Raw genomic sequence first — 21,322 nt, 5'->3', positions numbered from 1 at the left:
GGACGTGCTGCTCAGGGAACGTGCTGCTCAGGGGGCGAGCGGCTTGGCGTAACAGCGGCTCGCCTCGTGATGCCGGTAGTAGCCGAACTTCCCGCACGGCTCGTAGCCGCTGGAGGTGTAGAGGGCGATGGCCTCCGGCTGCTCCGTGCCGGTCTCCAGCACCATCCGCGTCCGCCCGGCCGCCCGCGCGTCCTCCTCCAGCGCGGCCAGCATCCGCCGCGCCAGCCCGAGCCCGCGCATCTCCCGGATCACGAACATCCGCTTCAGCTCGGCGTCCCCGTCCTCGTTGCCCTCCCCGTTGGCGTCCTGACTCCGCCAGCCCCCGGTCGCCACGGGCCGCTCCAGCGCGTCGTACGCGACGAAGTACACCCCGCGCGGCGGCTCGAAGTCCGCCGCGTCCACCACCGTGGCGTCACCCCCGTCCCCGTACCGCTCGTGATACTCGGCCTGCACCTCGTCGTTCAGCTTGACGGCGTCAGGATGGTCGAAGGGAAGACGGCGCATATTCATACTGCTCACGGTACATCCATGCAGGTTCGGTGGTTGGGGTATTTTCCGGACGGCCTCCAGTGTGCGACAGCACCCTCCCCGGCCGAGCCCCGGCCCTACGGGGAGGACTGCCCCGTCTGCCCTGTCTGCCCGGTCTACCCGTTCCGGCCTTCCCCGGCCCGTGAGGCGGCCCGGATCGCCCGCGCCCTGCGGGTCCCCAGCAGATCGAGCACCTGCTCCACGAGGCTCGCCGGATGCCCGGCCAGCCGCGCCGCGGCCTGGTCGGCGGGCAGCGGATCGACCTCCTCGGCCAGCCGCTCGGCGGCCGACACCTCGGCGGTCAGCGCCCGCGCCGCTCCGGCCCGGAGGGCCGTCGCGCCGAGGCCACGTCGATCCGAACGTGGCAGATCGGCGTGGTTCCAGGTCTCCTCCAGACCGGTGAGTACGCCCGCGAACTCATGACCTCACTCGGCATGCCGCAGGCGGTCGAGCACAAGGTTGATGCCTTGGTCGAGGTGCGCCTCGCGCGGCAGGCCGTCCTCACCCGCGAACACCCGCTCGACCTGTGGGCGATCGTGGCCGAAGGCGCTCTGCGCACGCGCTGCGTCGGTGCCGGCGTCATGCGTGACCAACTCGGTCGCCTGCTCGACCGCGGCCGACGTTCGAACGTGACGGTTCAGGTGCTGCCCTCCGACGCGCCGCCCCACGTCGGTCAGATGGGTTCGTACTCGGTCCTCGGGTTCGAGGACTATGCGGACCTCGACGTCGTACATGTCGAAAGCCTGACCGCTGCTCTGTATGTCGAGGACGGCGAACAGGTCGGTGTGTACCGGGACGCGTTCGAGCGGCTTCAAGCGGCGGCACTGTCGCCCGAGGAGTCCGCAGAACGCATCGAACAGATAAGGGAAGAACATGGCCCACGTTGACGACTCCTCGACGCTCCCCGTGACTTGGTGGAAGGCGTCGGCCAGCGGGATTCAGTCCGACTGCGTCGAGTGCGCAATCCTCGACGGCCAGACGGTCGCGCTCCGCGACAGCAAGCAGCCGTCCGGCCCCGCGCTGCTGATGTCTCGGGCGGCCGTGGCAAGGCTGGTGTCCGGCATCAGGTCGGGCGCGCTGTAGCCCCCCGAACACGCGGTACACCGCCCCCGCTTGGCCGTCTTGGCCGCGCGGGGGCGGTGCCATCGATGGACGGCGGTGGCGGCCTGCCCGCCGGGGCGGGATCAGGCCGCACCTCGTTCGGCCGACACCGTACTCACCTCCACCCCCGCTCCCTGGCTACGGTGGAACGCGTCGCCGACCTGGGGAGAACCGCCATGGATCGACGTACCTTCCTCGCAGCTCCACCGTTTGTTGCAATGGTCGGTACGGGTCCCTCGCGGGACCGGCACCTCAACATCCTTGACCAGACACCCGAACCAGGTCCGCGGGTGCGTCTGGAAGACGTGACCGCGGTGAAGAACATGTTCGCCACGTTCCAGCGGATGGACGTGTTGCAGGGCGGCGGATCGGGGCGGCTGATCCTCGCCGAGTACATGAACCATCACGTCTACCCGCTGCTGCGGCGGTCCCACGACGAAACAGTGCGGCGCGCACTGTGCGAGGCCGCCGCCGAACAGACCTACCTGCTCGGCTGGATGGCCTACGACAACGGCGAACAGGCCATTGCCCAGCGGTATCTGATCCAGTCGCTCCATCTCGCCGAGGAATCACGGAACGCCGCCCTCGGCGCGCATGTCCTCGCGGGCATGGCCGATCAGGCGACGCTGACCGGCAATCCGGCCGAGGGGCGTCGCCTCGCGCAGGCGGGTCGGCAGGGGCTTTCGCAGGCGCAGTCGCGCGCCTGCCTCGCGGACCTGTGGTGCCTGGAGGCACGGGCACTCGCCCTCCTCGACGACAAGGCCGCCGCCGCCCACGCGGTCGTGGAGTCGGAACGGGCGTACGAACGGGTCGACCTCGCGGAAGAGGCGGAGTGGGCGGCCTTCATCGACCCCGCCTACCTGCATGGCGAGCACGCGAACACCATGCGCGACCTGGACCAGCCACAGGCCGCCGAGGAACACGCGCGCCGGTCCATCGACCATGCGAAGAAGCAGAACCGGGCCCGCCGAGGCGCGATGTCGCAAGCAGCCCTCGCCGTGTCCCACCTCCAACGCCGCGACTTCGACGGAGCGTACGCGGCCGGTCTGCGGACCCTGCGCCTGTCGGCCCAGGTGAAGTCGTCGCGCGCGATCGAGGCCGTACAGGACCTGCAACGCCGTATGCGGCCCTTCGGCGGCAACCGCCTCGTCGCCGACTTCAACGAACGGGCACGTGAGCTGGTCGCCGCGGCGTAGGCGGACCGCCGTACGAGGCTTCACGACGCTCATCGGGCAGACAGGAGAGTGGAACATGGCCCAGGTGGACGACTCCTCGACGCTCCCCGCGACATGGTGGAAGTCGTCGGCGTCGGCAGCACAGTCCGACTGCGTCGAGTGCGCCGTCGTCGCCCCCGGACGGATCGCGCTCCGGGACAGTAAGGTCCCCGTCGGCCCGGCGCTGCTGCTGTCCCGCCAGGCGTTGGACGACTTCGTGGCGAGCCTCAAGTCGACCGCAAGTCGCACGGGTTGACAGCGACTCGGTAGCTGTCCCGTTCCCCGGTGACTTTTCCGCGTATGCAATCGGGTGAACCCGTGGCCGAGTTGCACCGAACCGCCCATCCGCCACCCGGGACGCTGGTTGAGTTCGCTCGGCGACGAACGATGAGCGACGAGGGGCGAGGGGCAGGAATGATCTCGGTACAGGCATGGGCCGACGCGCAACGCCTGTGGGACTACCACCAGATGGGGCACTCGCCCCGGCCCTGCTCCGTCGCGATCGGACTCGGCAGCCACGATCTCGGGGTGGCGGACCGGGCCGTCGAGTTGTACCGGGACGGTATGGCCCCGCTGCTCCTGTTCACGGGTGCCACGAGTCCCACGACGCGGGAGCGGATGCCGCGCGGTGAGGCCGTGCACTACCGCGAGCGGGCGCTTGAACTCGGTGTTCCCGCAGAGCGCGTACTGGTCGAGCCGAGCGCCCAAAACACCGGGGAGAACATCCGGTTCTCGCGGGCCGTGCTGGAGGAGGCGGGGGTGGAGGTGTCCTCCGTGCTTCTGGTGAGCAAGCCGTACGAGGAGCGGCGGGCCTGCGCCACGGCCCGCAAGCTGTGGCCCGAGGCCGAGTTCGTCAGCGCGTCGACGCCGATGACGCTTCCCGCATACGCCGACTCGATCCAGGACGCCCGCATGGTCATCGACATGCTGGTCGGTGCTCTGCAACGCCTGCTGGTCTACCCGGAGATGGGCTTCATGGTCCACCAAGACGTCCCCGGCGAGGTACGGGAGGCGTACGAGCGTCTCTGCCGGGAGGGGTTCACCGGTCGGCTGCTCGCCGCAGGGCGGCCGTCCGCCTGAGCGTGCCGGGTGTCGTCGAGGCACATGGGGCTCGGGGTGGCGCCCCAGAAGATCGAGACCGCGCACCAGGCCACGGCCAGGAGCGTCACCCCGAGGGCGCAGGCGTGGACCACGGGCAGGTGTCCGGCGAGGGCACTCACCGCGCCCCATGCCAGCAGCAGGAGCGCCCAGAGGCCAGGCACGAAGAGGAGTACGAGGAAAGTGCCGTTGGCCGCGTTGTTGACGCCGATGTCGCAGGCGTTCCACGACCTGCCCAGGAGCGCGGCGGTGGAGACGGCGAGGGCCAGCGCCACCACCGTGCCGAGGCATCCGTGCAGCCGTCGGCCCCGGCCCGCCCCCGTGTGCGTACACGTGCGTCGTCGGCCGTTCCGGGGCGCATCGCCTGAACCCTGTCCCTACGTGATGGACCAGGGATGCGTCACCGCCACCCATTGAGCGAGACCCCTTGGCCTCCGTCCAGGTACCGGGTCAGAGCACTGGCAGTGGTGTCGACAAAGGCTTCGGGAATGGCGTCGGCGTCGACCCAGCAGACGCGGGAGTGCTTACGGGGCTCGCGGTTTTCGGGTTCGCCTGTCCACTCGTGGGCGGCGAAGACGACCGTGAGGAAGCCGTTGGGAGCTTCGACACCCCAGGCGCCGTGAATGATGTGGGCGACCTTCAGGGACTCGGGCTTCACGGTGAGGCCGGTCTCCTCGTACAGCTCGCGGACCGCGGTCTGCGTGATGGGTTCGCCCGGTTCGCTCTTGCCGACCGGAAGGTCCCACAGACCTTGGGCGAACTTGGCGTTCTCGCTGCGCTGGAGGAGGACGACGCGGTTCGTGGCCTTGTCGTGGACGATGACCGCGGCGACCAGCAGGGTCATCGATTCGAGCGCCGGCTTGAGGGCCTTCGGCTGGTCGTCGGTCTGCTCGGTCACGATGTGTTCCCTTCGGCGGACGCGTTGTCGGGCATGTTGGGTCAGGGCCTCGCGGACGCGGCGTGCGAGATCGGCGGCGCCGGGTACTTTGCTCCGCTGGCAGACCGCGAGCGTGGAACGGATCGACGTGACCGCCTTGCGGGTGCGGGTTGGTCTGGCTGCCAGGGTGCGGGCGAAGCCCCGCCCGGTGCGGCCTACTCGTAGGTCCAGGCATTCCAGACGGTACCGAGCGCGCACGGTGGGTGCGGTCGTGAGCCACGTGAATCGCCGTAGTTCACTGTCGTCGCTGCGGACGGGCGAGGTCCGCAGCGGTGAGGCCTCGGCGGTCATGGACGTCTCGGTGCCCCACACGACGGGGTCGAGGGCGGGCCCGGAGATGCCGAGTGCCCGCTGGACGCTGCGACGCCGATGACGCTTCCCGCGTACGCCGACTCGATCCAGGACGCCCGCATGGTCATCGACATGCTGGTCGGTGCCCTGCAACGGCTGCTGGTCTACCCGGAGATGGGCTTCATGGTCGCCCAGGACGTGCCCGGTGAGGTGCGGGAGGCGTACGAGCGTCTCTGCCGGGAGGGGTTCACCGGTCGGCTGCTCGCCATCGGGCGGCCGTCCGCCTGAGCGGCGGTGCCGGAACGGCCGCAAGGGCGCCCCCAAGACGGGGGCGCCCTGCGTTCCGCTCAGCTCAGCGGCAGCGTCACCGCATCGACGACTCGTCGAAGTCCGGGTCGAAGCGGTCGTCCTCGCGCTCCGCGCGCTGGGCGCGCTCGGGGCGCTCCGTGCGGGCCGGGTCCTGGCCGGGGCGGTGGTGCTGCTCGCGGCCGTGCTCGCGGGGCTGCTCCTGGCCGGGGCGGCGGCCCTGCTCGCGGCTCTGCTCCTGGCCCGGCCGGCGGCCCTGCTGCTCGCGGCTCCGCTCGTCCTGGGGACGGCCGCGCTCGGCGGTCTTCTCGCGGGCCTCGTCCATCGCGCCCTTGGCGCGGTCGCGGAGCTGCTCGGCCTGGTCCTGGAACTTGTCCTTCATACCCATGCGGTTTCACTCCCGTAGCGGGTGAGGTGTCGGCCCGATCGGGCCTCGATCAGACTCACACGGCAGGACATCCCGCGCATTTCGATCAACTACGGTGGGTAGCCGCACCCCCTCTGGCCTGCTCGTCCGCCGCTCCACCGGCCCCGACGAGCCCGGTCCGCATCCCCGCCAGACGGGGCGCGATCCGGCGCATCTCGCGCTGTCCCACGGTGCCTATGAGCGTGGGCAGGTAGCCGCGCACGCCCTGCATGCCGCGCAGCCAGCCCTGGCCGTAGACGTGCGCGGAGCGGCGTTCGATGCCCGCGACGAGGCGGTCCACGGCCGGGCCCAGCGGGTAGGTGCGGTTGGCGGGCCAGGGCAGCCGCTGCCTCAACTCCCGCATCACGTCGTCCTGGTCGGCGCCGCGCACCATGTCGGTGTCGGTCCAGGACAGGTAACCGACGCCCACCCGTACGCCCTGGTGGCCGACCTCGGCACGCAGGCAGTGCGCGTACGCCTCGACCCCCGACTTCGACGCGCAGTACGCCGTCATCATCGGCGCCGGGGTGATCGCGGCGAGCGAGGCGATCTGGAGGAGGTAGCCGCGGCTCTCGGCGAGCAGCGGCAGGAAGGCGCGGCCGGTGACCGCCGAGCCGATGAGGTTGACCTCGATGACCCGGCGCCAGGCCTCGGGGTCGGAGTCGGCGAACGGACCGCCGCTGGCAACACCGGCGTTGGCGACGACGATGTCCACCTTCCCGAAGCGTTCCTTCACCTCCCGGGTGACCTGGGCCATCGCCGTGTGGTCGGTGACGTCGGCGTGCCAGTGGTCGCCGTCGCCGTGCAGCCGTTCCGCGACCCGCTTCAGCTCGTCCGGCTCCAGCCCGACCAGCGCCACGCTCGCGCCGCGCGCGGACAGCTTCCGGGCGAGGAGTTCGCCGACGCCGCGCGCCGCGCCGGTGACGACCGCGACCTGTCCTTCGAGGCTCACCTTGGTCATGCGCCCTCCTTCGGGCCGATGTGGATGCTGACGAGGTCGCGGATGCGGGCGGTGACCGCCTCGGGTGCCTCGACCGGGCTCATGTGGCCGATGCCGGGCAGCACGGTCAGGCCCACGCAGTCCGGCAGCTCCGCCGCGATCCGGCGGGCGTGGACGGGCGGGGTCATCCGGTCGGCACCGCCGGCGAGGACGGCGGTCGGCACCCACAACTCCCGTACGCCGTCGTCGAGATCGAGCAGGTCCAGGACGCGGGACCAGGCGTGCCGCACGGTGCGCGGGCAGGCGTGCACGATGCGCGCGCAGGCGTCGACCGCGTGCGGGGCCGAACCGGCGCCCATGGTCGCGTACTTGAGGACGCGGCGGGCGACGGGTGTGACCGGGCCGAGCGGGGCGCGCGAGCCGAGGACGCGGCCGGTCAGCCAGGTCCGCAGCCTGCCGGGCCGCAGCGGGACGACGGTGGACTCGGCCACCAGCCGCGAACTGCCCGTGCTGCACAGCAGAGTGGCCGCCGCGTGCTCCCGGAACACCGGGCGCCGGGACGCCGCCATGATGGTCATCGCACCCATCGAGTGCCCGGCGATCACGGCCCGTTCGCCCGGCGCGAGCGTCGCCGTCAGCACGGCCTCCAGGTCGTCCGCGAGGGCGTCGACGCCGCAGGCGGGGCTCGCGGGGGTCCGGCCGTGGCCGCGCTGGTCATAGGCGATGACCCGGTGGTCGGCGGACAGGGCCCGGATCTGCGCCGCCCAGAACGCGGTCGAGCAGGTCCAGCCGTGCGCGAGGACCACCGCGGGGGCGCCCTCGGGGCCGTGCACCTCGACGTGCAGGGCGGCGCCGTCGGCGGAGCGGGCGGTGAGGACGCGGGCCGGGTCGGGCGGGGCGTACGGGCCGGTGGCGAGGGTCGTCACGCGGTCACCTCCCGCGCGGAACCGGAACCCGAGCCGGAGCTGGAGTCCGAGCCGGAACCGGAACCCGGATCGGCTTCGGTGGGGGCGGGAACGGTGACCTCCGGGACGCCGGGCGCCGCGGCGGCGTGCGTCACGCCAGCGGGGCTCACCGCGCTGTCGGCCGGGCGCAGCACCGCGTACTCGGTGAGGTCGACGCGGCGCGTGGCGCGGCGGAACTCGCTCGTCGTGCCCGGCCACACGGTGGTGTTGCGGCCGTTCGCGTCGAGGTACCAGCTGGTGCAGCCGCCGGTGTTCCACACCGTGCGCTTCATCCGTTCCTGCACCTGCCGGTTCCAGGCGTGCACGGCGCTCGGGCGGGCGTCGAGGGCCACCCGGCCGCCGAGGAGGCCGAGTTGGCGGAGGTAGTCGGCGAGGTAGTTGAGCTGGGACTCGATCATCAGGATCATCGAGGAGTTCCCGAGGCCGGTGTTGGGGCCGATGATCGTCATCCAGTTGGGGAACCCGGCCGCGGTCGCCCCGCGCAGGCCCTCCATGCCGTCCTTCCAACTCTCCGCCAGGCTGCGGCCGTCGGCGCCGAAGACGCGTTCGGCGATCGGCATGTCGGTGACGTGGAAGCCGGTGCCGAAGACGATGACGTCCGCCTCGGTCTCGGTCCCGTCGGCGGCGACGAGCGTGGAGCCGCGGACCTCGCGCAGGCCGCTGGCGACGACGTCCACGTTGGGCCGGGCGAGCGCCGGATAGTAGGTGCTGGACAGCAGGATGCGCTTGCAGCCGATCCGGTAGTCCGGGGTCAGCTTGGCGCGCAGCGCGGGGTCCTTGATGGAGCGGGCGATGTTGCGCTTGGCGAGGCGTTCCACGAAGCCGAGTTCGTCGGGGTGCTTGGTGAAGGCCTGCACCTGGAGTTCGCGGATGCCCCACAGCAGGCCGCGCCGGGCCCGGGTGGTGAGCGGCACCCGCCGGTGCAGCCAGCGTTCGGCGCCGGTGACCGCGCGGTCGACGCGGGGCATCACCCACGGTGGGGTGCGCTGGAAGAGGGTGAGGCGGCCGACCTCCGGCTGGATCGCGGGCACGATCTGGATGGCGGAGGCGCCGGTGCCGACGACGGCGACGCGCTTCCCGGCCAGGTCCAGGTCGTGGTTCCAGCGCGCGGAGTGGAACACCGCGCCGGGGAAGGTGTCGAGGCCGGGGACGTCGGGCGTCTTCGGGTCGGACAGCGGTCCGGTCGCGGAGACGACGACGTCGGCGGTGAGGGTGCCGCGCGCGGTCTCGATCTCCCAGCGCAGCGCGTCCGCGTCCCACGCCATCCGCTTGACCTCGGCGTCGAAGCGCAGGTGGGGGCGGAGACCGAAGACGTCGGCGACGTGCTCCAGGTAGGCGCGGATGTGCTCCTGGCCGGAGAAGGTGCGCGGCCAGTCGGGGTGGGGGGCGAAGGAGAAGGAGTACAGGTGCGACGGTACGTCGCAGGCGCAGCCGGGGTAGCTGTTGTCCCGCCAGGTCCCGCCCACGCTGCCCGCCCGTTCCAGGACGACGAAGTCGGTGATCCCCTCCCGGCGCAGTCGTACGGCGGCTCCCAGTCCTCCGAACCCGGACCCGATCACCGCCACCCGCACATGCTCGTGCTCCGCCATCCCGACGCCTCCCTGCCTCGCGACCCTGCGACTCGTACGACTGTGCCCGGCACCGGCGGACCACGCCCGGCCAGGCAGACCCTGCCCAGTACGGACGGACCGTGCCCGCCACGGACGGACCACGCCCCCTGCGGACGCCGTGCCCACCGGAGCACCTGCCGGGAACCGCACCCGGCAACCGCCGGCAACCGCCCCGGTAACCGTGCCAGTGAACACTGGCGCAATGGGAGCGTAGAGCAGAGCCGTACTCATGGGTAGGGGGCGCGGAGGGAAAGTTACCGGCGGTACAACATAGGCTGCGCGGGTGGACGACAAGCGGGAGTACCGGACGGAGGAGCTGGCCGAGAAGGCCGGCATCACGGTGCGCACCCTGCGCTTCTACCGCGAACGCAAGCTGCTCCAGCCGCCCCGCCGCGAGGGCCGGATCGCCTGGTACGACGACCACCACCTGGCCCGGCTGCGCACCATCGCCGCGCTGCTGGAGCGCGGTCACACCCTCAACGGCATCGCGGAACTCGCGGAGGCCTTCGACCACGGCCGGGACGTGGCCGACCTGCTCGGCGTCGGCACCCCGACCGAGGAGGAGCCGGTCCGCCTCACCCCCGAGGAACTGGCCGCCCGCTTCGAGCACCACGTCACCCCGGAGAACCTGGCCGCCGCCCTCGACCTCGGCTACCTCGGCACCGACGGCGAGGAGATCGTCCATATCAGCCGCCGCCTGCTGGACGTCTCGGCCGCGCTGGTCGGCGAGGGCATCCCGCTCGCGGACGTCCTCACGGCGGGCGCCCGCGTCCGCGCCCACGCCGACGCCCTGGCGGACCTCTTCGTCACTCTGATCCTCCGCCACGCCGACGCGGAGGCCCTGCCCCGCCTGCGTCCGCTGGCCCGCAGTGTGGTCGAGGCGGAGCTCTCCCTGGCGCTGGACCGCCGGACGAGCCACGCACCGAAACCCCGGCCGTAGCCACCGGCGGAGGCGGGGCCCGTCGCCTCAGAGGTCGTAGACGGCTGTCACGGGGGCGTGGTCCGACCAGCGCTCGGCGTGGGTGGCGGCGCGCTCGACGTACGCCTTCAGCGCCCGTCCCGCGAGGCGGGGCGTGGCCACGTGGAGGTCGATGCGCCATCCGCTGTCGTTGTCGAAGGCGCGTCCCCGGTACGACCACCAGGAGTACGGGCCCTCGGTCTCCGGGTGGAGGGCGCGGACGACGTCGACGTAGCCGCCGTCCTCGGGGCCGACGACCCGCGTGAGCCAGGCGCGCTCCTCCGGGAGGAAGCCGGAGTTCTTCTGGTTGGCCCGCCAGTTCTTGAGGTCGGCGGGCTGGTGGGCGATGTTCCAGTCGCCGCAGACGAGGACCTCGCGCCCGTCGGCGGCGGCGCGCTCGCGCAGTTCCTTGAGGTGGGCGAGGAAGGCGTCCATGAAGCGGACCTTCTCGTCCTGGCGCTCGGTGCCGACCTCACCGGACGGCAGGTAGAGGGAGGCGACGGTGACGCCGGGCAGGTCGGCCTCGACGTAGCGGCCGGAGCCGTCGAACTCGGCGGAGCCGAAGCCGACGCGGACGGCGTCGGGCTCGCGGCGGCTGTAGAGGGAGACGCCCGCGCGGCCCTTCGCGGCGGCGGGCGCGTGGGTGACGTACCAGCCCTCGGGCGCGCGCACCGCCTCCGGCAGCTGCTCGGCCTCGGCGCGCACCTCCTGGAGGCACAGCACATCGGCGGAGGTCCCGGCGAGCCACTCCACGAAGCCCTTCTTCGCGGCGGCCCGCAGCCCATTCACATTCACAGAGGTCACGGTCAGCACCCCGGCACAGTACCGGCCCCGACACCGACCCCCTCAGGGGCGCGGGGAACTGCGCGAACGAGCCCCACCGACGGAAAGCCGCCCCACGACGGCCCGCCCCACCCCCTCAGGGGCGCGGGGAACTGCGCGAACGGGCCCCACCGGCGGTCACCCGGCAACGAAACACCGACCACGCACCCCCCGCCCCCCCCGCCCCCCCCGCTAAGCCCCCCGCAGGGGAGCCGCCCCCCGCAGGGGCAACCGTGGACGCGACCGGTCCGGCACCCCCGACAGATCCGGCGGAGCCACCACCCGCTGCGTGCTCAACAGCTCCAGCGCCAGCGCCACCGCGTCGTCCAACTGCGCGTGCCGGCCCTCCGCCCAGTCCAGCGGCGTCCGCAGGACCTCCAGATCGGGGTCCACCCCGTGGTTCTCCACGGACCACCCGTACGCGTCGAACCACGCCGCGTTCATCGGCACCGTGATCACCGTCCCGTCGCCGAGCCGGTGCCGACCGGTCATGCCGACGACTCCGCCCCAGGTCCGCTGCCCCACCACCGGCCCCAGCTTCAGCAGTTTGAACGCCGCCGCGATCATGTCCCCGTCGGAGGAGGTCGCCTCGTCGGCGAGCGCGACGACCGGCCCGCGGGGCGCGTTGGAGGCGTACGACACCGGCTGCGCGTCGCGGGTGACGTCCCAGCCGAGGATGGTCCGGGTCAGCTTCTCCACCACCAACTCGCTGATGTGGCCGCCCGCGTTGCCCCGTACGTCGACGATGAGCGCGGGCCGGGACACCTCCATGCGCAGGTCGCGGTTGAACTGGGCCCACCCGGAGCCGCCCATGTCGGGGATGTGCAGATAGCCGCACCGCCCGCCGCTCAACTCCCGTACCACCTCGCGCCGTTTGGCGACCCAGTCCTGGTAGCGCAGCGGCCGTTCGTCGACCAGCGGGACGACGGCCACCCGCCGTGACCGTCCGGCTCCGCCGGAGTCCGCATCCTCGGCCGGGGTGAAGGTCAGTTCCACGGTTGTCCCGCCCGCCGCGGCGAGCAGCGGGTAGGGCCCGGTGACCGGGTCGACCGGCCGCCCGTCGACATGGGTGAGCACGGCGCCCTCGCGGATGCCCGTACCGGCCAGCGGAGAGCGGGCCTTGGAGTCGGAGGAGTCGCCGGGAAGAATCCGCTTCACCGTCCAACGGCCGTCCCTGCACACGAGGTTGGCGCCGAGCAGCCCCTGCCGCCGCTGGTAGTGCGGGGGTCCCTCGTTGCGGCGCGCGGCGGTGACGTAGGCGTGGGAGGTGCCCAGTTCGCCGAGGAGTTCGCGCAGCAGGTCGGCGAACTCGTCGGGGGTGGCGACCCGTTCGACCAGCGGCCGGTACTGCGCGAGCACCGCGTCCCAGTCGATGCCGCACATGCCGGGGTCCCAGAAGTAGGCGCGGACGAGCCGCCCGGCCTCCTCGTAGGCCTGCCGCCACTCGGCGCCGGGGTCGACCTCGTGGAGGATGCGCCGCAGGTCGATCCAGACGGTGGAGTCGGAGTCGCCGGGCTCGGTGGCGGGGACGGCGCGCAGTTCGCCCTCGTCGACCACGACGAGCCGGCTGCCGTCGCCGCTGACGGCGAACCAGTCGAGGTCGTCGACGAGTTCGGACTTCTTCGCCTTGGTGAGGGTGAAGTGCTCCAGCGTCGGCCGCCCGCTGGTGTCGGCCGGGTTGGCGAAGGTCTCGCCGAGCGCGCCGGAGATCGGCCAGCGCAGCCAGACCAGTCCGCCGCCCGCGACGGGGCAGAGCGCCGAGTACTTGGAGGCGGGCACCGGGAACGGGGTGACCCGGCTCTCCAGCCCTTCCACCTCGACGGTCACCGTCCCGTCCCGCCCCTCCGGCCCTTCCTCGCCCTCGGTGACCAGCGGGTCGAGGCCGCCCGCCGCCGGGCGCCCTTCGGGGGTGAGCGCGAACGGCGACGGTGTCGCGGAGGAGAGCGGTACGAGGTAGGGGCGGCAGCCGAGCGGGAAGGAGAGGTCGCCGGTGTGGACGTCGTAGACGGGGTCGAAGCCGCGCCAGGAGAGGAAGGCGAGGTAGCGCCCGTCGCGGGTGAAGACGGGGTTCTCGTCCTCGAAGCGGCCGTTGGTGACGTCCACGACGAGGGGGTCGGGCCGTCCGGGTCCGGGCAGGCGGGCCATCCGGATCTGCCGCAGCGACCGCCCGATCCCGGGGTGCGACCAGGTCAGCCAGGCCCCGTCCGGGGAGAACGCGAGGTCGCGCACCGGCCCGTTCTCCGACCGCACCAGCTCGGTGATCCCCCCGGCCTCGACTCCGCCCCCGCCCGCGCCCCCGTCCTCCCGTACGCCGCCCCCACCCCCGTCGTCCCCGTCGCTCCCGTCGTCCCTCGGGTCGCTCGCGTCGACGATCAGCAGCCGTCCGTCGTGGGCGGCGATGGCGAGCCGTTCGCCGTCCGGGTCGGAGACCAGCTCCAGCACCCGGCCGAGGCGCCCGGCGCCGAGCCTGCGCGGCGGGCGGTCCCCGCTGGCGCGCGGCAGGGTGGCGATCTCGACGGCGTCCTCGCCCTCCGCGTCGGTGACGTACGCGATCTGCCCGCCCGAGCCGAGCATCTCGGGCAGCCGGACCCGGACGCCGGGGGTGTCGGCGAGGGTGCGGGCCGGGCCGTCGCGGTGGGTGAGCCAGTACAGGCTGCCCCGTACGACGACCGCGCTCGCCCGCCCGGTCTCGTCCACCGACAGGCCGTCCACGTGCTGCGCGGCGGGGATCTGGTAGGGCCGCCGTCCGGCCCGCGGCCCGCCGAGGCGTACGTCGAGACGGCGCGGCCGGGCGTCCGGGGCGAGGTCGTCGACGATCCACAGCTCCCCGGCGCACTGGTACACGATCCGGCGGCCGTCGGAGGCGGCGTCGCGGGCGTAGAAGGCGTCGTGGTCGGTGTGGCGGCGCAGGCCGGTGCCGTCCAGGGCGCAGGAGTAGACGTTGCCGACGCCCTCGTGGTCGGAGAGGAACGCGACCCGGTCGCCGACGATCATCGGGCTGGAGAGGTGGCCGGGCAGGTCGGGCAGCAGCCGTTCGCCGTGCAGCCAGAGCCGTCCGGTGGCGCCGCCGCGGTACCGCTTCCACGCGGCGGGTTCGTGCGGCGGGGTGCCGGTGAGCAGCAGGGTCCGGCGTTCCCCGCCGAGGTCGGCGACCTGGAGGTCGGAGACCGGGCCCCAGGGCAGGGCGCGGCCGGGGGAGCCGTCGGGGGAGACCTTGTAGGCCCAGGTGAAGTACGAGAAGGGCTCGCCGTGGGAGGCGACGGCGAGGATGTCGCTGCGGCCGTCCGGGCCGGGCGGTGTCCAGCCGCAGACGCGGGTGTCGGCGCTGCCCCAGTAGGTGAGGCGGCGGCCGGGTCCGCCGTCGACGGGGGCGAGGTGGACCTCGGGCACCAGGCTGCGCCAGCTGGTCCAGGCGACCTGGCGGCCGTCGGGGGAGAAGCGGGGCGGTCCTGCCTTCGTGCGGTCGACGGTGAGCCGCCAGGCGCGGCCCGGTCCGTCGAGCGGCGCGAGCCAGAGGTCGTCCTCGGCCACGAAACACAGCAGGTCACCGCTCAGATGCGGCAGGCGCAGATAGGTCACCTTCCCATGCTTTTCCGGCAGATCGGGCCGGGCAACTTGTGTTTTCCGCGCCGACGTGAGCCATCACACGTACGAAACTGTTTCGTTTCGCATTTCGGCGCGGTATCGTCGTGGTGTACGAGATGGGGCCCGCCCCCACCTCCGCACGCGTGATCTGCCGAAGGGTGAGTGGAAGGTGAGTGGCATGACTGAGGTCGCAACGGCGCGTCGCAGTCGCATCACACCCGAGCGCGAGTCCGAGCTGTACGGGGCCGTGCTCGACTTGCTCCGCGAGGTCGGCTACGACGCCCTGACCATGGACGCCGTCGCCACCCGCACCCGCTCCAGCAAGGCCACCCTCTACCGCCAGTGGGGCGGCAAGGCCGACCTGGTCGTCAAGGCGATCGCGCACAACAAGCCGGACCACATCGACGGCATCGACACGGGCACCCTCCGTGGCGACCTGCACACCCTGGTCCGGCTGGAGGACGACTGCACCATCGAGCAGAACTCGGCGTTGATGCGCGGTGTCGCCATGGCGATGCACAACAACCCCGATCTGCGCAGCGCCTTCCGGGCCCAGCTGGTGGAGCCGGAGATCTCCGGGTTCCACCAGGTGATCCAGCGGGCCATCGACCGCGGCGAGGTCCGCGCGGACTGTCCCGCGCTGGAGTTCCTGCTGCACATGATGGTCGGCGGGTTCGCCACCCGGGCCCTCCTCGACGACCAGCCGCCGAACCAGTCGTTCCTGGTCTCGTACATCGACGCCGTGGTGCTCCCCGCCCTCGGTGTCCCCGTCACCACCTCCTGACCGTCCCCGAGGCCAGGAACCTCCGACCGTCCCCACGGCCGGGACCCGCGACCGCCCCCACGGCCGCCGTTCCCCCGACCGCCCACGGTCCACACCCCCGTATCTCCTGACCGTCCCCGCGGTCCGCCCCACCTGACGTCACCGCTCACGTCGTCGGGCCGATCGACCATGCCCCGGACCCGCTCCGGGCGCGGTGGGTCACCCCTGCCCTGTACCACCCCACGACCTGACCGGGAGTACGCCTCCGTGGCCACGTTCCTCTACAAAGTCGGCCGGCTCGCCTTCCGCCGCCGCCACTTCGTCGCGCTGATATGGATCGCGCTGCTGACCCTCGCGGGGGTCGGCGCGGCCTCCGCGCCCGCCGCCGGCAACTCGTCCTTCTCCATCCCCGGCACGGAGGCCCAGAAGGCCTTCGACCTCCTCGAACAGCGCTTCCCCGGCATGGCCGCCGACGGCGCCACCGCCCGCGTCGTCTTCAAGGCCCCCGAGGGCGAGAAGATGACCGACCCGGCCCACAAGGCCACCGTCGAGAAGACGGTGCGGGAGCTGTCCGACGGCTCCGAGGTCGGCTCCGTCACCGACCCGTACAAGGCGGACGCCGTCAGCAAGGACGGCACCATCGCGTACGCCTCCGTGTCGTACGACGTCTCCGGCATGGAGCTGGAGGAGTCCTCGCGCGAGGCCCTCACCGACGCCGCCGACCACGCGAAGGACGCGGGCCTGACCGTCGAGGTCGGCGGTGACGCCCTCAGCGCCGCCCCCGAGACCGGCGCCACCGAGATCATCGGCATCGCCATCGCCGCCGTGGTCCTCGTCATCACCTTCGGCTCGCTGCTCGCGGCGGGCATGCCGCTGCTGACCGCGATCATCGGCGTCGGCATCGGCGTCTCCTCGATCGGCGCCCTCGCCAACGCCCTGGACCTCGGCTCCACCACGTCCATCCTGGCCTCGATGATCGGCCTCGCCGTCGGCATCGACTACGCCCTCTTCATCGTCTCCCGCTACCGCGCCGAACTCGCCGAGGGCCGTTCCCGCGAGCACGCGGCGGGCCGGGCCGTCGGCACCGCGGGCTCCGCGGTCGTCTTCGCCGGCCTCACGGTGATCATCGCGCTGGTCGGCCTCTCCGTCGTCAACATCCCGATGCTGACGAAGATGGGCGTCGCCGCGGCCGGCACCGTCGCCATCGCCGTCCTCATCGCGCTCACCCTCATCCCCGCCCTCCTCGGCTACGCGGGCCGCCGCGTCCGCCCCGCGGGCGAGAAGAGCAAGCTCCTCGGCGGCGGCCGCGCCAAGTCCGCCGAGAAGGCCGCCAAGCCCAACATGGGCACCCGCTGGGCGAGCTTCGTCGTCCGCCGCCCGGTCGCCGTCCTCCTGCTGGGCGTCGTCGGCCTCGGCGCCGCCGCCGTCCCCGCCGGTTCCCTCGAACTCGGCCTGCCCGACGACGGCTCCCAGCCGACGTCCACCACCCAGCGCCGCGCCTACGACCTGCTGTCCGAAGGCTTCGGCCCCGGCTTCAACGGCCCCCTGATGATCGTCGTCGACGCCAAGTCCAGCGACGACCCGAAGGCCGCGTTCACCGAGGTCGGCGACGAGATCAAGGGCCTCCCGGACGTCGTCACCGTCACCCCCGCCGCCCCCAACAAGGCGGGCGACACGGCGACGATCACCGTCATCCCGGACTCCAAGCCGTCCTCCGTCACCACCGAGGACCTCGTCCACTCCATCCGCGACAAGGGCACCGACATCAAGGCGGGCACCGACGCCGAGGTCTTCGTCACCGGCTCCACGGCCATGAACATCGACATCTCCCAGAAGATGAACGACGCGCTCGTGCCGTACCTCGTCCTCGTCGTCGGCCTCGCCTTCCTGCTCCTGATCGTGGTGTTCCGCTCGATCCTGGTCCCGCTGAAGGCCGCCCTCGGCTTCCTCCTCAGCGTCCTGGCCGCGCTCGGCGCCGTCGTGGCCGTCTTCCAGTGGGGCTGGCTGTCCGGCCTCATGGGCGTCGAGGAGACCGGCCCCGTCATGTCGATGATGCCGATCTTCATGGTCGGCGTGGTCTTCGGCCTCGCCATGGACTACGAGGTCTTCCTCGTCACCCGCATGCGGGAGGCCTTCGTCCACGGCGAGACCCCCAGCCAGGCCGTCGTCACCGGCTTCCGCTACGGCGCCCGCGTCGTCACCGCCGCCGCGATCATCATGATGGCCGTCTTCGCGGGCTTCATCGGCTCCTCCGACTCCATGGTCAAGATGATCGGCTTCGGCCTCGCCATCGCCGTCCTCTTCGACGCGTTCGTCGTCCGCATGGCCCTCGTCCCCGCCGTCCTCGCCCTCCTCGGCAAGCGCGCCTGGTGGCTCCCCAAGTGGCTCGACCGCGTCCTCCCCAACGTCGACATCGAGGGCGAGGGCCTCAAGGACCACGCCGAGGACGACGACCGGGACGGCAACCGGGAGCTGGCGCACGTGTAGCGCCGTGACGGCGCGTGCACCACGAGCACTGACGCACGCGCAGCACGCGGACCGGCCCCCGTAGGCCGCCGGTCCGCTCCGAAAGACCGCCGGTGAGGGCTCCGTGGGGACGGGGTGCCCTCACCGGCTTTTTCGTGGCGTGGGGCGGGCGGTACGGCGATGTCGCCCGCCGACGACTACGACGGTGAAGGCATGCGGGGCCAAGCGGTAGCTCCCGGCACCGCCCGTGAGGCTGCTGCCTCTTCGTGACGGGGGCCGCCCTGGCCCCGTCCTCCGGTCCGCACGGTCCGGCGCTGACCCTGCTTGCCGCTCACGGCAACGCGGCACGGGCGGCGCGTGACCAGGCGGCGGCCTTCCTGCGCCGACGGTCACGCACCCGAGGGCGGCACGACGAACCCTCGCGTCGGACCCGGCCCCGGTTCCGCCTCGGGGAACCGGGCGGCCACGGAGGCGAGCGCGTCAGCCGTCACGTCCCGGCGCGTGGCGGGGTCGACCGCGTCGTACACCCGCCAGGGCCCCTCCGCGTTCTCCGGGTCCTCCGGCGCGACAAAGCCGGGAATCCCCAACTGCCGCAGCAAGGCGCCCACTTGCCGGGCCTGGCGCGCATCCATGCTTCCACCCTTCGTCCGCTGCGGTCAGCCTAGCCACCGTCGCCGCCGGAGCAGTGCGCGGCGCAGTTGCCGGGATTGATCGGGCCTCGGCCGCCCGGCTTGGATAGGGTGGAACCGGCCCTCGGCCGCAGCAGACGCCTTGGACCGCCGAGCAACTGCCAAGCACACCCGCAGCACGCTTCGACAGGCGCCAAAGGAGTTCGTGCGATGACGAGTTCAGACCTCAGAAGCGCGGTGTGGCGCAAGAGTAGCCGCAGCAATGGTCAGGCCGAGTGCGTCGAGGTGGCCTTCCTCGCCGGCGGCCGGGTTGCCCTGCGGGACAGCAAGGGCGGTGGGGTGGGCGCAGTCCTTGTTTTTCGGTATGGCGGGTGGGACGCGTTCGAAAGCAGCTTGGTGGAAGGTGACTTCGAGGAGCTGTAGCGGTGGGTGCCTGGCGGCGGGCAGACCGGGCCCTGCTTGCGCATGTGGGGGCAGGGACGATGTGAAGCGCCCTGGCCCATCGCCCCCCCCCGCAAGCTGGCGGGCTTGACCCACGGGGTGGCGCTTGTGGCCTCGGCGGCCTGGCAGTCATCCGATCTGGCTAGAAGGGCAGTTCGGGTCTGGTTGCGCCTCTTTTGATGGTCAGGACCCGATCGTGGAAGTCCCGCGTTGTGGCCTCGCGTGGGTAGCGGGAGCGGAGTTCCTTGTCCAACTCGTCAGCGACCAACAGCAGGGACGGCAGTGACCTGCGGTCGGCTTCGAGTGCTGTGGTGCCCATGCCGATTGCTTCTTCGATGTCGCCGGTGCGGGCGGCGGCGACCCCTAGGGTGAGTCGGGCCTCCGCCGCACGCATGGGAGAGGTCTCGGTGCCGTTGGGGCCGGTGCTGATGCGGAGGACGGAGCGGGCGTGGGCGGCGGCGCGTTCGTCGTCTCCGAGGAGCCGGTACGCGTCCATCTCGTAGAAGTCCCACTTGTCGGGGTCGATGATGAAGTGGTGCTCGGGGTGGTCCGGGCGCGGCAGGCGGTCCAGGCGGGCGCGACCGGCGTCGAGGGAGTCCCGTACCAGACGGCTGTCTCCCATGCGGGCGGCGGCTCGGGCCTTGTGCGCGTAGAGCTGCACGCCGACGGAGTGGGTCTGGTCGGCGACGTGCCCGGCTTCGACCGCTTCGAGCATGTCCTGCCAGCGGCTCTGCGTGAGGGCGAACCACGCCTCGATCTCCCACGCCCACGCCATGATCTCGCCGTGGTCCGTCTCCTGGCCGATGCGGAGGGCGGCGGCTTTGCTGAGGTTGGCGGCCTCGCGCTGGCCCCGGTCGTACTGGACGCAGGCGTTGAGCAGGAACAACCAGCCCGCGTCTATGAGCAGTTCCCGATGCTGGCGAAGTGTCACACGGCCTTCGAGTTGCTTGGTGACGTACTGGAGGCCGTTGCGGGTGCGGTCGTGGAGGTGGTCGGCATCGGCGTACGGGTACGCGCGGGCGAGTTGGTCGATCCCCTGCTCGATCGACTCCAGGGCGGCGCTGTTGATGCTGGACATCTCGGTTCGCCGAAGCAACTCGGCGATGTCCCACAGACCGGCTCCCCCCTGGGCGATCAGGGCGGACGGGTCGTGGGACGGGGACGGGGTCACCGGTCGTTCCAGCTCCCACGGCCGGGGCGCGAGTCCTGCGAGATGGCCGGGGATGCGCAGACCGTCGACGACTTCGAGGATCTTGAAGTACTGCGTGATCCGCGGGCGGACGCCCTTGCCGCCGGTCTCCGGGCGGGCCATCTTGCCGATGTGTTCGCGCTTGCAGCCGACGGCCTCGGAGATCTTGGCGTAGCTGATGTGGCCGTGGAGCCTGGCGAGCCGGAAGACTTCGCCGAAGTCGTGAGTGGCGATCGCCGACCGCACGTCCGCGCGTTCGAGCACATGCGGTGGCAGAGCTGCCGGGGTGGGCGCTACCTCGGTCATCTCACTTCCCCATCGTGACTGACCTGACGTTTTTCGTCGGATCGGCTCTCTCGATCTGCACTCACGTCCTGAGCCCGAGTGTACCGGTGAGGGGGGTCCCCAAGAGGGGGGAGCGGCAGATGGGTTGAAGGGTCCACCCTCGTCACCCTGCCGGGATGTCCCTGGCAGACCTGACCTGAGACGGGACCGTTCATGGATGCGAGAAGAGCGCGGTCGCACGCGTGCTTAGTGAGTGAACTGGAGGCGCACGCGCACTGGTTCACCGAACCTGATCCGTCGTCCGGTGCCCGCTGTCTGACGCTGACTCTCCTCGCCGACCACGGCAACGCGGCGCGGGTCGCGCGTGACCAGGCAGCGGAGTTCCTGCGAGGCGTGGGTGCCGGTGGGGTGGTGGACGACGCTCGGCTCATCGTGTCGGAACTCGTGGGGAACGTGGTGAACCACGTGGTGCCGGAACGCTCCCTGGCTCGTCCTGGCGGCTCTCGCCGGGTCGACGTGCACGTGAAGGCATGGCCGAAGTGGCTGTTCATCGGGGTCGCGGACGAAGACGCGTCACCGCCTCTGCTGCCCCTGGGGGACACGTTCTGGCCGGGCCTGAGGGAAGAACGGGCCGAGGCGGTGGTGCCCGAGAGCGGCCGGGGGCTGCTTATCGTGCAGCGTGTGGCGGCGGCGGTGTGGTGGACTCCGGAGGACCGGGGCGGCAAGACGGTGTGGTGCCGCCTCGATCTGGGCTCGGAGACGCAAGGCCCGCCGTCCTGAAGGGCGTA

General features: G+C 71.9%; 20 protein-coding genes and 1 pseudogene. 11 read left to right on the top strand and 10 right to left on the bottom strand.

All coding sequences use genetic code 11. The annotated features are described in order from the left end of the window. Positions 1-27: 27 nt before the first annotated feature. Complete coding sequence (locus ACIQPQ_RS12575; RefSeq protein WP_401303567.1) at positions 28-510, bottom strand: GNAT family N-acetyltransferase; 483 nt, start codon at positions 508-510, stop codon at positions 28-30. A gap of 233 nt (positions 511-743) precedes the next feature. Between ACIQPQ_RS12575 and ACIQPQ_RS12570 the strand changes: the two genes are divergently transcribed. From ACIQPQ_RS12570 to ACIQPQ_RS12550, 5 genes and pseudogenes are all read left to right on the top strand, one after another. Continuing rightward, positions 744-1,415, top strand: a complete 672-nt coding sequence (locus tag ACIQPQ_RS12570; RefSeq protein ID WP_401302978.1) for a DUF5753 domain-containing protein — start codon at positions 744-746, stop codon at positions 1,413-1,415. Further along, positions 1,402-1,611, top strand: a complete 210-nt coding sequence (locus tag ACIQPQ_RS12565) for a DUF397 domain-containing protein (protein WP_401302977.1) — start codon at positions 1,402-1,404, stop codon at positions 1,609-1,611. Before ACIQPQ_RS12570 ends, ACIQPQ_RS12565 begins: the two co-directional genes overlap by 14 nt. Before the next feature lie 155 nt (positions 1,612-1,766). Continuing rightward, positions 1,767-2,825, top strand: a pseudogene (locus ACIQPQ_RS12560) (transcriptional regulator); the annotation flags it as partial. 55 nt (positions 2,826-2,880) lie between these two features. After that, positions 2,881-3,099, top strand: a complete 219-nt coding sequence (locus tag ACIQPQ_RS12555; protein WP_401302975.1) for a DUF397 domain-containing protein — start codon at positions 2,881-2,883, stop codon at positions 3,097-3,099. A gap of 158 nt (positions 3,100-3,257) precedes the next feature. Beyond that, the gene (locus ACIQPQ_RS12550; protein WP_401302974.1) at positions 3,258-3,923 is read left to right on the top strand and encodes a YdcF family protein; all 666 of its coding nucleotides are present in this window, start codon (positions 3,258-3,260) and stop codon (positions 3,921-3,923) included. Positions 3,924-4,341: 418 nt separating this feature from the next. Here the strand turns inward: ACIQPQ_RS12550 and ACIQPQ_RS12545 are convergent, their stop codons facing one another. Further along, on the bottom strand, positions 4,342-5,169 hold the full coding sequence (locus ACIQPQ_RS12545) for an NUDIX domain-containing protein (protein ID WP_401302972.1): 828 nt from the start codon (positions 5,167-5,169) through the stop codon (positions 4,342-4,344). 78 nt (positions 5,170-5,247) lie between these two features. Between ACIQPQ_RS12545 and ACIQPQ_RS12540 the strand changes: the two genes are divergently transcribed. Continuing rightward, complete coding sequence (locus tag ACIQPQ_RS12540; protein WP_401302970.1) at positions 5,248-5,457, top strand: hypothetical protein; 210 nt, start codon at positions 5,248-5,250, stop codon at positions 5,455-5,457. Positions 5,458-5,533: 76 nt separating this feature from the next. Here the strand turns inward: ACIQPQ_RS12540 and ACIQPQ_RS12535 are convergent, their stop codons facing one another. The 4 genes from ACIQPQ_RS12535 to ACIQPQ_RS12520 form a co-directional block, all read right to left on the bottom strand. Next, on the bottom strand, positions 5,534-5,863 hold the full coding sequence (locus ACIQPQ_RS12535) for a hypothetical protein (protein ID WP_401302968.1): 330 nt from the start codon (positions 5,861-5,863) through the stop codon (positions 5,534-5,536). Between the two features lie 85 nt (positions 5,864-5,948). Beyond that, a complete protein-coding gene (locus ACIQPQ_RS12530) occupies positions 5,949-6,842 on the bottom strand; it encodes an SDR family oxidoreductase (RefSeq protein WP_401302966.1) in 894 nt (297 codons plus the stop codon). After that, the gene (locus tag ACIQPQ_RS12525; RefSeq protein WP_401302964.1) at positions 6,839-7,747 is read right to left on the bottom strand and encodes an alpha/beta fold hydrolase; all 909 of its coding nucleotides are present in this window, start codon (positions 7,745-7,747) and stop codon (positions 6,839-6,841) included. The genes ACIQPQ_RS12530 and ACIQPQ_RS12525 overlap by 4 nt, the downstream gene beginning before the upstream one ends. Next, positions 7,744-9,375 carry a flavin-containing monooxygenase gene (locus ACIQPQ_RS12520; RefSeq protein ID WP_401302963.1) on the bottom strand — a complete coding sequence of 544 codons (1,632 nt, stop codon included), beginning with the start codon at positions 9,373-9,375 and terminating at the stop codon, positions 7,744-7,746. Before ACIQPQ_RS12520 ends, ACIQPQ_RS12525 begins: the two co-directional genes overlap by 4 nt. 304 nt (positions 9,376-9,679) lie before the next feature. Between ACIQPQ_RS12520 and ACIQPQ_RS12515 the strand changes: the two genes are divergently transcribed. Next, positions 9,680-10,336 carry a MerR family transcriptional regulator gene (locus tag ACIQPQ_RS12515; protein WP_383773162.1) on the top strand — a complete coding sequence of 219 codons (657 nt, stop codon included), beginning with the start codon at positions 9,680-9,682 and terminating at the stop codon, positions 10,334-10,336. 27 nt (positions 10,337-10,363) lie between these two features. Here ACIQPQ_RS12515 and ACIQPQ_RS12510 read toward each other — a convergent pair whose 3' ends face one another. Together ACIQPQ_RS12510 and ACIQPQ_RS12505 are read right to left on the bottom strand one after the other, a co-directional pair. Next, complete coding sequence (locus ACIQPQ_RS12510) at positions 10,364-11,167, bottom strand: exodeoxyribonuclease III (protein ID WP_401302961.1); 804 nt, start codon at positions 11,165-11,167, stop codon at positions 10,364-10,366. Positions 11,168-11,368: 201 nt separating this feature from the next. Next, a complete protein-coding gene (locus tag ACIQPQ_RS12505) occupies positions 11,369-14,755 on the bottom strand; it encodes a S41 family peptidase (protein ID WP_401302960.1) in 3,387 nt (1,128 codons plus the stop codon). A gap of 184 nt (positions 14,756-14,939) precedes the next feature. On the opposite strand from ACIQPQ_RS12505, the gene ACIQPQ_RS12500 reads away from it, so the two are divergent. Together ACIQPQ_RS12500 and ACIQPQ_RS12495 are read left to right on the top strand one after the other, a co-directional pair. Then, positions 14,940-15,545, top strand: coding sequence for a TetR/AcrR family transcriptional regulator (locus ACIQPQ_RS12500; RefSeq protein ID WP_383773156.1), 606 nt, complete (start codon positions 14,940-14,942; stop codon positions 15,543-15,545). A gap of 246 nt (positions 15,546-15,791) precedes the next feature. Then, positions 15,792-18,011 carry an MMPL family transporter gene (locus ACIQPQ_RS12495; RefSeq protein WP_401302958.1) on the top strand — a complete coding sequence of 740 codons (2,220 nt, stop codon included), beginning with the start codon at positions 15,792-15,794 and terminating at the stop codon, positions 18,009-18,011. A gap of 368 nt (positions 18,012-18,379) precedes the next feature. Here ACIQPQ_RS12495 and ACIQPQ_RS12490 read toward each other — a convergent pair whose 3' ends face one another. Further along, on the bottom strand, positions 18,380-18,622 hold the full coding sequence (locus tag ACIQPQ_RS12490) for a hypothetical protein (protein ID WP_401302956.1): 243 nt from the start codon (positions 18,620-18,622) through the stop codon (positions 18,380-18,382). A gap of 207 nt (positions 18,623-18,829) precedes the next feature. Between ACIQPQ_RS12490 and ACIQPQ_RS12485 the strand changes: the two genes are divergently transcribed. Next, positions 18,830-19,042: a DUF397 domain-containing protein gene (locus ACIQPQ_RS12485; RefSeq protein ID WP_401302954.1), complete on the top strand. Its 213-nt coding sequence runs from the start codon at positions 18,830-18,832 to the stop codon at positions 19,040-19,042. A gap of 160 nt (positions 19,043-19,202) precedes the next feature. Here ACIQPQ_RS12485 and ACIQPQ_RS12480 read toward each other — a convergent pair whose 3' ends face one another. Next, positions 19,203-20,555, bottom strand: a complete 1,353-nt coding sequence (locus ACIQPQ_RS12480; RefSeq protein ID WP_401302952.1) for a tetratricopeptide repeat protein — start codon at positions 20,553-20,555, stop codon at positions 19,203-19,205. Positions 20,556-20,747: 192 nt separating this feature from the next. Here ACIQPQ_RS12480 and ACIQPQ_RS12475 point away from each other — a divergent pair, with 192 nt between their 5' ends. Then, on the top strand, positions 20,748-21,314 hold the full coding sequence (locus tag ACIQPQ_RS12475; RefSeq protein ID WP_401302950.1) for an ATP-binding protein: 567 nt from the start codon (positions 20,748-20,750) through the stop codon (positions 21,312-21,314). Positions 21,315-21,322 lie beyond the last annotated feature (8 nt).

Origin of the sequence: Streptomyces sp. NPDC091281 (genome assembly GCF_044757425.1) — a bacterium.
Lineage (GTDB): Bacteria > Actinomycetota > Actinomycetes > Streptomycetales > Streptomycetaceae > Streptomyces.
The sequence above is the reverse complement of the archived record's forward strand: the minus strand, read 5'-3'. Positions and strand labels throughout refer to the sequence as shown.